Annotated in this window: 12 protein-coding genes; all 12 read left to right on the top strand. The window is 64.1% G+C overall.

Going from position 1 to position 12,368, the window contains the following annotated elements; translation table 11 throughout:
• Nucleotides 1–48: 48 nt before the first annotated feature.
• The 12 genes from J0W34_RS20500 (at nucleotide 49) to J0W34_RS20445 (ending at nucleotide 12,358) form a co-directional block, all read left to right on the top strand.
• Nucleotides 49–1,812, top strand: coding sequence for a tetratricopeptide repeat protein (locus tag J0W34_RS20500; protein ID WP_230970024.1), 1,764 nt, complete (start codon nucleotides 49–51; stop codon nucleotides 1,810–1,812).
• A 54-nt stretch (nucleotides 1,813–1,866) separates the two neighbouring features.
• A complete protein-coding gene (gene gmk / locus J0W34_RS20495; protein ID WP_227818114.1) occupies nucleotides 1,867–2,481 on the top strand; it encodes a guanylate kinase in 615 nt (204 codons plus the stop codon).
• A 6-nt stretch (nucleotides 2,482–2,487) separates the two neighbouring features.
• Nucleotides 2,488–2,703 carry a DNA-directed RNA polymerase subunit omega gene (rpoZ, locus tag J0W34_RS20490; RefSeq protein WP_227818113.1) on the top strand — a complete coding sequence of 72 codons (216 nt, stop codon included), beginning with the start codon at nucleotides 2,488–2,490 and terminating at the stop codon, nucleotides 2,701–2,703.
• Nucleotides 2,704–2,758: 55 nt separating this feature from the next.
• On the top strand, nucleotides 2,759–4,948 hold the full coding sequence (locus tag J0W34_RS20485; RefSeq protein WP_407941178.1) for a RelA/SpoT family protein: 2,190 nt from the start codon (nucleotides 2,759–2,761) through the stop codon (nucleotides 4,946–4,948).
• 79 nt (nucleotides 4,949–5,027) lie between these two features.
• Entirely contained in the window at nucleotides 5,028–5,216 is a 189-nt protein-coding gene (locus J0W34_RS20480; protein WP_227818111.1) for a DUF3460 family protein, read from the top strand.
• Between the two features lie 36 nt (nucleotides 5,217–5,252).
• A complete protein-coding gene (locus J0W34_RS20475; RefSeq protein WP_227818110.1) occupies nucleotides 5,253–6,662 on the top strand; it encodes an exonuclease domain-containing protein in 1,410 nt (469 codons plus the stop codon).
• 141 nt (nucleotides 6,663–6,803) lie between these two features.
• Complete coding sequence (napF, locus tag J0W34_RS20470; RefSeq protein WP_230970023.1) at nucleotides 6,804–7,301, top strand: ferredoxin-type protein NapF; 498 nt, start codon at nucleotides 6,804–6,806, stop codon at nucleotides 7,299–7,301.
• The gene (locus J0W34_RS20465; protein ID WP_227818108.1) at nucleotides 7,298–7,558 is read left to right on the top strand and encodes a chaperone NapD; all 261 of its coding nucleotides are present in this window, start codon (nucleotides 7,298–7,300) and stop codon (nucleotides 7,556–7,558) included. The genes napF and J0W34_RS20465 overlap by 4 nt, the downstream gene beginning before the upstream one ends.
• A 2-nt stretch (nucleotides 7,559–7,560) precedes the next feature.
• Nucleotides 7,561–10,104: a nitrate reductase catalytic subunit NapA gene (gene napA, locus J0W34_RS20460; RefSeq protein WP_230970022.1), complete on the top strand. Its 2,544-nt coding sequence runs from the start codon at nucleotides 7,561–7,563 to the stop codon at nucleotides 10,102–10,104.
• A 54-nt stretch (nucleotides 10,105–10,158) separates the two neighbouring features.
• Entirely contained in the window at nucleotides 10,159–11,001 is an 843-nt protein-coding gene (napG, locus tag J0W34_RS20455) for a ferredoxin-type protein NapG (RefSeq protein ID WP_230970021.1), read from the top strand.
• The gene (gene napH / locus J0W34_RS20450) at nucleotides 10,998–11,912 is read left to right on the top strand and encodes a quinol dehydrogenase ferredoxin subunit NapH (RefSeq protein ID WP_230970020.1); all 915 of its coding nucleotides are present in this window, start codon (nucleotides 10,998–11,000) and stop codon (nucleotides 11,910–11,912) included. Before napG ends, napH begins: the two co-directional genes overlap by 4 nt.
• Entirely contained in the window at nucleotides 11,909–12,358 is a 450-nt protein-coding gene (locus J0W34_RS20445) for a nitrate reductase cytochrome c-type subunit (protein ID WP_227818104.1), read from the top strand. Before napH ends, J0W34_RS20445 begins: the two co-directional genes overlap by 4 nt.
• Nucleotides 12,359–12,368: the final 10 nt, after the last annotated feature.

Below are 12,368 nucleotides of genomic sequence, written 5' to 3'. Positions count from 1 at the left end.
GGGGCTTCGGCCCCTTTTTGCGTTCAGCTTCCCGGATAACGACTGCCCATGACCGACATGATTCGTCCCCACCGGCCACGCGCGTTTGCGCTGATCGCCAGCTTCTCCCTGTGTCTGAGCCTGAGCGCGCAGGCCGCGCCCATCGTGTTCGACCCCCTCGACAATACCGAAACCTTGATGACGCCCGGCGCGTATGGCGACGATTTGAAGCAGGGGACGGAGGCGCTTGCTTCGGGCGATTCGGTGGCGGCGCAGGCTGCCTTCATGCGCGCTCTGTCGCGGCGCCCCGACGACGTGGTTGCTTTGCTGGGCGTGGCCTCTTCCATGCAGCTCAGAGGCGAACGGCTGGCGGCCCTGAACTGGACGCTGAGAGCCATCAAGCAGCAGCCGACCGATGCCAAGGTGCTGGAGGCGCACACACGGCTTTCGCTGGAGAACGGGGATCTTCCTGCGGCCATCGAGCGGGTCCGCAGTATTGTCAGCGCACACCCCGCCGCAGTCCCGCCAGGGCAGGCGCTGGGCCGGCTCTATCTGCTCGACCGGCAGCCGGCCAAGGCGGTTGACGAGCTGACGCGCGTCGTCGAACTGCCGGGCAGTGATGCGACCGCTCGCGTCGACCTGGGCAAAGCGCTGCTCTCCGCAGGGCGGGCAGACGAAGCCGTCAGCGTGCTCGATCAGGTGCGCGCGGAGATGCCGGGATCGTCACTGGCACTGTCGCCGCTGGCGCGCGCCGAGTTTGCCAGAGCACGGCCCGAGATTGCACTGGCCCACCTCACATCGCTTGAGGGGCTGACATCGATGTCCGCCAGTGATTATGTCCTCAAGGGCGATGTCCTGAGCGCCCTGTCACGGCATCAGGACGCGGCCGACGCTTACGCCCGTGCTGCCGATACAGGACCTGCCGACACTTTGCTTGCACTCAAGCACGCACAGGCCCTGGACCGTGCCGGCCGCGGTGATGAAGCGCTGGCCGCCTATGAAGACGTGCTTGCGCGCGATGCGGACAACCTGGTGGCGCTCAACAATGCCGCCTTCCTGAGCGCGACGCGGCGGCTGGATCTGGACAAGGCGCTGGAGCGCGCGCAACGCAGCCTCCGGGTCGGCGGCGAACAGGCCGCGCTGTACGACACGCTGGCCACGGTCCAGATCGCCCGCGGCGACACCGAGGCGGCGCGCCAGTCCTTGCAGCAGGCACTCAAGCTCGACCCCGGGCACGCCTCGGCACGTGAGCGGCTGGCGAATCTGACGTCCGAGGCGGCCCCCGCGGTAGCGGGCGTTGCACAAGCTGCTCCCGCCCGGACGGTGGAGTCCCCTGCTGAACCGGCCACGCCGCGTGCCAGCGATGTCATGGCGCCGGTAGCAACAGCGGCTTCCGCGACGGCTGCCGCGCCGCCTGAAGAGGAAGCGCCGGTGACGGCAGCGCCAGCAGCCCCGGAGCGCGCGGTCGAGCCTGTCGACGCCGTGCAGGATCAAGCGGATCTGTCGGACGCGCTCGAACGCTGGCGGATGGCGTGGCAGGGCGAGCAATACAACGCCTATGTCGACGCCTACGTCGCCGATACATCCCCCATCGCGGGGATGAGCCGCAAGCGTTGGGAGCAGGATCGCCAACGCAAGCTCAGCAAGCCGGGACGTCTGGAGATCACCATCGAGTCGGTGGAGTGGACCCGCATCGACGATGACACCTGGATGAGCCGCTTCGTTCAGCACTATGCCTCGAGCAACTACCGCGACAAGTCACTCAAGACCCTGACATGGTCACGGCGCGACGGACAGTGGCGGATCGAGAGCGAAGCCGCCAAGACCCTGTAGAGCGCGGCCGGGCTTCGCGTTAGACTTGGCAGATTACATTCCATTGAGGCGCGCATGCCCGGCACCTTGTTCATCGTGACGGCCCCTTCCGGGGCCGGCAAGACGACACTCGTTCAGGGGTTGCTCGAAGCCGATCCCGGCGTCCAGCTGTCCATTTCCTACACCACCCGCGACCCGCGCCCCGGCGAGCAGGACGGTCGTGAATACCACTTCGTCGACGTGAGCCGTTTTCGTGCCCTGCGTGATGCCGGTGAATTCCTAGAGTGGGCCGAAGTGCACGGCAACTACTACGGCACCTCCAAGGCCTGGTTGCGTGGCGAGATCGAGGCCGGGCGGGACACCCTGGTCGAGATCGACTGGCAGGGTGCCCAGCAGGTCCGCAAGATGTTCCCGGAAGCCGTCGGCATCTTCATCATTCCGCCTTCCATGGATGAACTGGAGAATCGTCTGCGGGGGCGTGGCACCGACAGCGAGGACGTCATCGTCCGTCGCCTGCTTGCGGCGCGCGGCGAAATGCGCCATGTTTCAGAGTTCGATTACGTTATAATTAACAACGAATTGCCTGATGCGCTGGGTGATCTGGTGGCGGTCGTGCGGGCTGCTCGGCTCCGCTACGCCAACCAGCATGCGCGTCATCTCGCCTATTTTGATTTCCTAGAGAAGGATTGAGCCGCCATGGCCCGTATTACCGTTGAAGATTGCCTCAAACGCATCCCGAACCGCTTTCAGCTGACCCTGGCCGCCACCTACCGTGCCCGTCAGCTCACCGCCGGCAACGAGCCGCAAGTGGAACTGGACAAGAACGACAAGGACAAACCGACTGTGATCGCCCTGCGTGAAATTGCGGCCGGCAAAGTCGGGCTGGAAGTGCTCAACAAGGGCCAGGCCTGAGCCTCCTCAGGAGGCCGGAACGGGGCGATCGTGAATGAGGCATTGATCCTTGGATATTGCGCGTCCCATCCCCGCCCCCTTTGCGCCGCCGGTGTCCAGCGTACCGTCGCTGGACTTCGAGCGGCTCAAGAAGAAACTGGCGTCCTACCTCAAGGCCGAGGACATCGGCCGCATCGAGAACGCCTACTACTTCTCGCGTAACGCCCACCAGGGGCAGTATCGCACCAGCGGCGAGCCCTACATCACCCACCCGGTGGCGGTGACCGAACTGGTCGCCGACTGGAACCTCGACCCGCAGGCCCTCATGGCCGCGCTCCTCCACGACGTGATGGAGGACACCCACGTCACCAAGGAAGAGCTCACCGAACGCTTCGGCAAGCAGACCGCCGAACTTGTTGACGGCCTGTCCAAGCTCGACAGGATCGAGTTCAGCTCCAAGGAAGAAGCGCAGGCAGAAAATTTCCGCAAGATGCTGCTGGCGATGGCCTCCGATCTGCGGGTCATCCTCATCAAGCTGGCCGATCGTTTGCACAACATGCGCACGCTCGATTACGTGCGCCCGGCCAAGCGCCGCCGTATCGCCACCGAAACCCTCGAAATCTACGCCCCCATCGCCAACCGTCTGGGGCTCAACCAGCTGTACCGCGAGCTGCAGGAACTGTCGTTCATGCACAAGCATCCCATGCGCTATGCGGTGCTGGACAAGGCGGTGAAGTCCGCCCGGGGCAACCGGCGGGAGCTGGTGGGCAAGGTGCTCGGTGCCCTCGAAGGCCGCTTGCCGCAGTGGGGCATCTCGGCCGAGATCCAGGGGCGGGAAAAACACATCTACGGTATCTACCGCAAGATGGTCGAAAAGCACCTGACCTTTTCCCAGGTGCTCGACATCTACGGCTTCCGGGTCATCGTGCCTGACGTGCCCTCGTGCTATCTCACCGTGGGGGCCTTGCATGCGCTCTACAAGCCGGTGCCGGGCAAGTTCAAGGACTACATCGCCATCCCCAAGGCCAATGGCTACCAGTCGCTGCATACCACCCTGATCGGCCCCTACGGCACCCCGGTGGAGGTGCAGGTGCGCACCCGGCAGATGCACCATGTGGCCGAGTCCGGCGTGGCCTCGCACTGGCTGTACAAGGATGACGAATCCAGTCTGTCAGAGCTGGCGCAGAAGACCCACTCCTGGCTGCAGTCGCTCATCGACCTGCAGTCGGCCTCCGCCGAGGCCACCGAATTCCTCGAACACGTCAAGATCGACCTGTTTCCCAGCGAGGTCTACGTATTCACCCCGCAAGGACACATCCTTTCGCTGCAGCGCGGATCGACCCCGGTCGACTTCGCCTACGCGGTGCACACGGATATCGGCAACCGCTGTGTGGCTTGCCGGGTCAATGGCGAACTGGTGCCCTTGCGGACCGAGTTGCGCAACGGTGACCAGGTCGAAATCATCACCGCAGCGCATGCCGGCCCCAATCCGGCCTGGCTCAGCTATGTGCGCACCGGCAAGGCCCGGGCGCAGATTCGCCACTACCTCAAGACCGTCCAGCAGGACGAGGCCGTTGCTCTGGGCGAGCGACTGCTCAATCAGGCGCTGCGCCCCCACGGGTTGTCGCTCGGTCAGATTTCCACATTCGCCTGGGACCGTTTCCTGCGGGATCGCGGCGTGCGCACCAAGCGCGAGATTTTCGCCGACCTGGGGCTGGGCAAGCGTCTGCCGGTAATCGTCGCCCGGCGCCTGGCGCAGGCGCAGGATCAGGAATCCGGACGCCCGGACGTGATCAAGCCCAAACCCGCCGGTGCGGTGATGATCCGCGGCACGGAAGGGGCGGCCGTGCAACTGGCACGATGCTGTCACCCCATTCCCGGTGATGAAATCATCGCGACCGTACGCAAAGGTCAGGGGCTTGAAGTTCATGTCCACGACTGCGCTGCCGTGGCACGTCTGCGTGGTGACCGGGGTCGCTGGATCGACGTGGGTTGGGAGCCGGACCCCGATCGCATGTTCGAGGTCAGCATCCGTGTGGTCACCATCGACAACCGGGGGGTGCTGGCCAAGGTGGCCTCGGCCCTGTCCGAAGCCGAGGCCAACATTCTCAATGTGACCATGGACTCGGAGCAGCCGCCCTACACGGTGCTCTACTTCAATGTCGAAGTGATCGACCGGCGCCATCTGGCCAAGGTGCTGCGCCATGTGCGCGTCCAGCCGGCGGTGACCAAGGTCTCGCGACACAAGACGGAAATCAAGCGGTAACAGTCAGGGCCGCGTGCCCAGAAGACTTGGCGCCCCGGCGGCAAGTGCTTAGAATCGCGGCTCGATTCAGGAGAAAACCATGGCGTTGTACGAATCCGATCACACCAAGTTCATGCGCGAGTGGATGGAAAAGCATCCGGAGCAGACAGAAGAGCAGCAGAAGGGCCGTGCCTTGTGGTGGGACAAGCCTCAGGACCAGGACACCCGCAAGCGCCAGAACGCGGCCAAGGTGCCGGTCAAGCCGTACTACTACCAGACCGACGAATAATGGTTGGCGGGCGTGTCAGTGACGCGCCCTGATTGAGTGGCCTTACCTCAACGCCTCGCGGTCGTTGACCTGGAAACCACCGGGGCTCACCCGGTGCGCGATCGCATCACCGAAATCGCCGTCCTGCGCATCGAGGATGGCGAGGTGGTCGAACGCTGGTCGTCCCTGACCAATCCGGGCGTTCACATCCCCGGCACGATCCAGAATTTCACCGGCATCACCGATGCCATGGTGGCGGATGCACCCCCTTTTGAAGCGCTCGCAGACGCGGTCTGGGCATTGCTCGACGACGCCGTGTTCGTGGCCCACAACGCGCGCTTCGATTACGGTTTTCTCAAGAACGCCTTCGAGCGCATGGGGCGACAGTTCGATGCGCCGGTGCTGTGTACCGTGAAGCTCTCCCGCGCGCTCTACCCCGGCCACCACCGGCATGGTCTGGACGCCATCATCGAGCGCTTCGGCCTGAGTTGCGAGGCCCGGCATCGCGCCATGGGCGACGCCGACGTGCTGTGGCAGTTCATGGCCCAGGCGGCCGCGGGCTTCCCCGACGACACGCTCGAACGTGCGATCGACAAGGCCATGAAGCGTCCGTCGCGGCCCCCGGGCTTGCCCGAGGGCGTACTCGAAGGCATGCCGGACAGCCCGGGTGTCTACTTCTTCTATGGTGAAAACGACCTGCCGCTGTATATCGGCAAGAGCAAGCGCATCCGTGCTCGCGTGATGTCGCATTTCGCGGCCGACCGCATGAATGGCAAGGAGGCGGAGATGGCGCGCCAGATCCGCCGGGTCGAGTGGGAGCAGACCGCTGGCGAACTCGGTGCGCTCTTGCTCGAAGCCTGCCTGGTGAAGCACCACAAACCGCTTCACAACCGCATGTTGCGCAAGAATGAGGACGTGTTCGGCCTGCGCGTGGTGACCAGTAACAAGCGCAAGGCCAATGTGCTTGAGCGCGTGCCGCTGACCGATTCGGACCCGCGTGAATGGTCCGATGTGTTCGGGGCCTTCCGCACGAAGAAGGAAGCGGACAACCTGCTGCGCGAGCTGGCGCTTCTGTACAAGCTGTGTCCGCGTCGTCTCGGCATCGAGCCGGGTCGAACCGGTGCCTGCATGGCCTACCAGATGAAACGCTGTGCAGGCGTGTGTGCCGGCAAGGAAAGTACCGAGGATCATGATGCCCGCCTGAGCGCCGCGCTGGCCGGCAAAGGCATCAAACCCTGGCCGTGGGACGGGCCGATCTGCGTGCCGGAGCATGATGAAAACACCGGCCGCAGCGAGTTCCACCTGATTGATCGCTGGTGCTACCTGGCCACCGAGCGTACCGAGGCCGACGTGGCCGACGCGCTCAGCGGCGCCCGATACGCCTTCGATATCGACATCTATCGCCTGCTGGTGCGCTGGTTCGATGCTCTCGCTCACCGGCAGAACGTGGCCCCCATTGCCCTCTGAGCCCGGTTTTTTGCACCTTGATGGTGCAAGTTTCACCGAAGCGGTGCACAACCTCCACTTGAGTTGACCACAGTCAAGGTTGGGGCGTCCGCGTTGGCGTTCAATCGGAACCCTTAAGATTTGTAGGGTTTTGAGAACGTCATGGATGTGGCTCGCCGCGGTTTCCTTCGCGGCCGTTTCCGACAGGTTGCCAATGTACCCCGACCGCCCTGGGCATTGCCCCATGGCGCCTTCGAGGCCGCATGCACGCGTTGCGACGACTGCGTGAAGGCGTGCCCCACCCGGGTCATTGCAAAGGGTGACGGTGGTTATCCGACGCTGGATTTCCATCAGGGTGAGTGCACCTTCTGCGGCGATTGCGTGACGGCTTGCAAGCCGGCCGCCCTCGTTCGCGAGGCCGATGCCGCGCCGTGGTCACTGAAGGCGGTGATCTCCGAGGGCTGCATTGCCCGGCAAGGCGTGGAATGTCGCATCTGCGGTGAAAACTGCGAGATGTCCGCCATCCGCTTTCGCCCCACCCTCGGCGGCATCTCGACACCCCAACTCGATGACAACGTGTGCACCGGATGTGGTGCCTGTGTGGCGCCATGCCCCGTCGGGGCGGTCAGCGCCGTCCTCCCCATGGAGACCGAACAATGAAGATCGCAAGTTTAGTGGTCCGGGTCGTTCCCGAGCAGGCTGCGGATCTGACCCGCGAACTGCTCGAGATCCCGGGCGTTGAAGTGCACGGGACCTCACCGGACGGAGGGCGCGTGATCGTCACCGTCGAGGATGGCGAGGACTACTCGATGATGGATTCCATTCTGGCCGTCAACGTGAACAAACGGGTTCATGGCGTGACGCTGGCTTACGAATACACCGACGACGGTATCGAATTGCAGGAACAGGAGGCTTGAAAATGACTATGGATCGACGTGAATTCATCAAGGCCAATGCCGTCGCGGCGGCGGCTGCCACGGCAGGTGTCACGCTGCCGACGGTGGTCAATGCGGCGGATGCGACCGCGACCGACGTGCGTTGGGACAAGGCTGCCTGCCGTTTCTGCGGTACGGGCTGTTCCGTGCTTGTGGGTGTTCAGGATGGCCGTGTGGTCGCCACCCAGGGCGACCCGGACGCACCGGTGAACCGGGGCCTGAACTGTATCAAGGGTTACTTCCTGTCGAAGATCATGTACGGCAAGGACCGCCTCACCCAGCCACTGCTGCGCATGAAGAACGGCAAGTTCGACAAGAACGGCGAGTTCACCCCGGTGAGCTGGGACCAGGCCTTCGACATCATGGAAGAGAAGTGGAAGGCCGCGCTGGCACAGGATCTGAAAGCCAACGAAGGCAAGCCCGTCACCGAACTGACCTCGTCGATCGGCATGTTCGGCTCCGGTCAGTGGACGGTGTGGGAAGGCTATGCCGCCTCCAAGCTGTGGAAGGCCGGGTTCCGTTCCAACAACATCGATCCGAACGCCCGCCACTGCATGGCCTCCGCCGTGGCCGGTTTCATTCGCACCTTCGGTATCGACGAGCCGATGGGCTGTTATGACGACCTGGAGAACGCCGACGCCTTCGTGCTGTGGGGCTCCAACATGGCGGAGATGCACCCGATCCTGTGGTCGCGTCTCACCGACCGTCGTCTGACCCACGATGGCTGCGAAGTGCATGTGCTGTCCACCTTCGAACACCGTTCGTTCGAACTGGCCGACAACGGCATGATCTTCACGCCGCAGACCGATCTGGCGATCCTCAACTACATCGCCAACTACATCATCCAGAACAACGCGGTCGACAAGGCCTTCATCGAGAAGAACATCAACTTCGCGAAGGGCAACGACGACATCGGCTACGGACTGCGCCCGACCGATCCGCGTGAACAGGCGGCCAAGAACGCCAGCAAGGCCGGCGGTTCCAGCCCGATCACGTTCGAGGAATACGCCAAGTTCGTCTCCGACTACACCGTCGAGAAAGTCTCCGCGCTCTCCGGTGTGCCCGCCGAACGCCTGGAGCGCCTGGCCAAGCTCTACGCCGACCCGGACAAGAAGGTGGTGTCCTACTGGACCATGGGTTTCAACCAGCACACCCGTGGGAGCTGGGCGAACAACATGATCTACAACGTGCACCTGCTCACCGGCAAGATCTCCAAGCCGGGCTGTGGCCCGTTCTCGCTCACCGGTCAGCCCTCCGCCTGCGGCACCGCGCGTGAGGTGGGTACGTTCTCGCACCGTCTGCCGGCTGACCTGGTGGTGATGAAGCCCGAGCACCGGGCCACCTCGGAGAAGATCTGGAAGCTGCCCGAGGGCTTCCTCAATGGCAAGATCGGCTACCACGCCGTGCTCCAGAGCCGCATGCTCAAGGACGGCAAGCTCAAGTGCTACTGGGTGACCTGCAACAACAACATGCAGGCCGGCCCGAACACCAATGACGAAACCTACCCGGGCTGGCGCAATCCGGAAGCCTTCGTGGTGGTTTCCGACCCGTACCCGACGGTCTCCGCCCTGGCGGCCGACCTGATCCTGCCCACGGCCATGTGGACCGAGAAGGAAGGCGCTTACGGTAACGCCGAGCGTCGTACCCAGTTCTGGCGCCAGCAGGTGGCGCCTCCGGGTGAAGCGAAGTCGGATCTGTGGCAGTTCGTGCAGTTCGCCAAGCGCTTCAAGGTCGAAGACGCCTGGCCGGCCGACATGATTGCCAAGAAGCCGGAGTACAAGGGCAAGACCCTGTACGACGTGCTGTTCGAGAACGGTCAGGTGAACCAGTTCAAGCTTGAGGATGTGGCCAAGGCCAACGACCATGCCTGGACCGGCTACATGAACGACGAGTCGAAGGAACTGGGCTACTACCTGCAGAAGGGTCTGTTCGAGGAATACGCCAGCTTCGGTCGCGGCCATGGTCACGATCTGGCCGACTTCGACGCCTATCACAAGGCCCGCGGCCTGCGCTGGCCGGTGGTCGACGGCAAGGAAACGCTGTGGCGCTTCCGCGAGGGTTACGACCCGTACGTCGAGAAGGGTTCCGACATCCAGTTCTACGGCAAGAAGGACAAGCGCGCCGTCATCTTTGCGCTGCCCTACGAGCCGCCTGCGGAGAGCCCGGACGCCGACTACGACATGTGGCTGTGTACCGGCCGCGTGCTCGAACACTGGCATACCGGTTCCATGACTCGCCGCGTGCCCGAGCTGCACCGTTCGGTGCCCGAAGCGCAGGTGTTCATGAACCCGGACGATGCTACCAAGCGCGGCCTGCAGCGCGGCATGAAGGTGAAGGTCGCCTCCCGCCGTGGCGAGATTGTCGCCACGCTGGAAACCCGCGGTCGCAACAAGCCGCCGGTGGGCCTGATCTTCGTGCCCTTCTTCGACGAAGGCCGTCTGGTCAACAAGCTCACGCTCGACGCCACCTGCCCGATTTCGAAAGAAACCGACTTCAAGAAGTGCGCCGTGAAGGTGACCAAGGCCTGATCCGCAAACACCCGCACCGGGGCGGTATTCGCCGCCCCGACGGGACGACACATCATGAGCTCCCAGAACACAGTCACTCCCAGCGACAAGGCGCTTCAGGCGCGTCGCCGTTTCCTGCGGGAAATGGCCGGCGCGGCCGGTGGCGCGTGCATGCTTGCGCTCGGCGTGGGTATGGTCGGGCGCGAGGCCAGCGCCAAGCCGGCCATGGCCATTCGTCCGCCGGGTGCCCTGGCGGAGCCGGATTTTCTGTCTGCCTGTGTGCGTTGCGGCCTGTGCGTGCGCGATTGCCCGTACGACACGCTCAAGCTCTCCGAGCTGGGGGACAACGTGGCGGTGGGTACGCCGTATTTCACCGCCCGCGACATCCCCTGCGAGATGTGCGAGGACATCCCCTGTGTGAAAGCCTGTCCGACCGGGGCGCTCGATCGCGAGCTGACCGACATCGGCGAGGCGCGCATGGGGCTGGCGGTGCTCATCGATCACGAAACCTGCCTGAACTTCCTCGGCTTGCGTTGCGACGTGTGCTACCGGGTGTGCCCGGTCATCGACCAGGCCATCACGCTGGAACTGGTGCACAACCCGCGCTCCGACCGGCACGCCATGTTGCTGCCGACCGTGCATTCGGACGCCTGTACCGGCTGCGGCAAGTGCGAGAAATCCTGCGTGCTGCCCGAGTCGGCCATCCGCGTGCTGCCGCACAAGCTCGCGCAGGGTCAGTCGGCCGAGCATTACCGCAAGGGCTGGGCGGAGAAGGAGAAGGCGGGCGGATCGCTCATCGGCGAGCAGGAGCAGTTGCCCATGCGCGGCCTGGAAGATCGCGAATATGGTGATACCCGCGTGACGCCGGATTATCAGCCCGCCAAGCCCGGCGGCCTCGACTCGGGGTGGAAGCCATGAACACGGCGGCCACCACGAACAACGTCGCCACCGAGCGCAGCGCAAAGCGCTCGCGCGCCAGCACCCAGCCGGGTGCTGAGGCCGTGCGCGTGAAGGGTCGCCTGCGCGCCAATAAATGGTTGTTGCTGCGCCGGATCAGCCAGTTCGGCATTCTGGCGCTGTTTCTGGTCGGCCCCTGGTTCGGCTGGTGGATCGTCAAGGGCAACCTCAGTTCCAGCCTCACGCTGGGCGTGCTGCCGCTGACCGATCCGTACCTGTTGCTGCAGTCCTTCTCTGCAGGGCAGTTGCCCTACCAGGAAGCCTTGCTGGGCGGCGGCATCGTGCTGGCGTTCTACCTGCTGTTCGGCGGGCGGCTGTTCTGCTCGTGGGTCTGCCCGGTGAATCTGGTGACCGACGCGGCCGCCTGGCTGCGCCGACGCCTGAACATCAAGGGCGGCAAGACGCCCAGTGCCTACACCCGCTACTGGCTGCTGGCGTTCACCCTGGGGGCTTCGGCCCTGACCGGCTCGCTGGCCTGGGAGTGGGTCAATCCGGTGTCCATGCTGCACCGGGGGCTGATTTTCGGCTTCGGTCTGGCCTGGGGCGTGGTGCTGGCCGTGTTTCTGTACGACCTGCTGTTCGCCAGCCGCGGCTGGTGTGGCCATGTGTGCCCGGTGGGCGCGTTCTACGGGCTGCTGGGCAGCGGCGCCTTGATCCGCGTCACGGCGGACAAGCGGCGTGCCTGCGACGATTGCATGGACTGTTTCAACGTCTGTCCGGAGCCTCAGGTGATCCGGCCGGCGCTCAAGGCGGTGGGGCAGGACCACCCCCTGATTCTCGACAAGGATTGCACCAGCTGCGGACGTTGCATCGACGTGTGCGGCAAGGATGTATTCAGATTGACCACCCGATTCGACAGGAGCGAGTCATGAATAACAAGACCCGTCATTTCTTTATGGCTGCCCTGGCAGCCCTGACTCTGGGCGCCACCGTTGGCGTACAGGCCGCCGAGGCCGTGAAGTCCATTCGCGGTACGGATGTGGATTCCGAGGCACAGCAGCCGGGCAAGTATGTGGTCGAAAAGGACCACGCACCCTCGGCCCGCGAATACGTGCAGCAACCGCCGCTGATTCCGCACAAGATCGATGGCTATTCCATCACCACCAACTTCAACAAGTGCATGGACTGCCACTCGTGGACGCGCTATCGCGAGACCGGCGCCACCAAGGTGAGCATCACCCACTTCAAGGACCGAGACGGCAAGGAGCTGTCCAACATTTCGCCGCGTCGCTACTTCTGCAACCAGTGCCACGTGCCGCAGACCGACGCCAAGCCGCTGGTGGAGAACACCTTCAAGAAAGCCGAAGGCCTGCGCTGATCGGGCCGCG

Origin of the sequence: Nitrogeniibacter aestuarii (genome assembly GCF_017309585.1) — a bacterium.
In the GTDB taxonomy this organism is placed as follows: domain Bacteria; phylum Pseudomonadota; class Gammaproteobacteria; order Burkholderiales; family Rhodocyclaceae; genus Nitrogeniibacter; species Nitrogeniibacter aestuarii.
The sequence above is the reverse complement of the archived record's forward strand: the minus strand, read 5'-3'. Positions and strand labels throughout refer to the sequence as shown.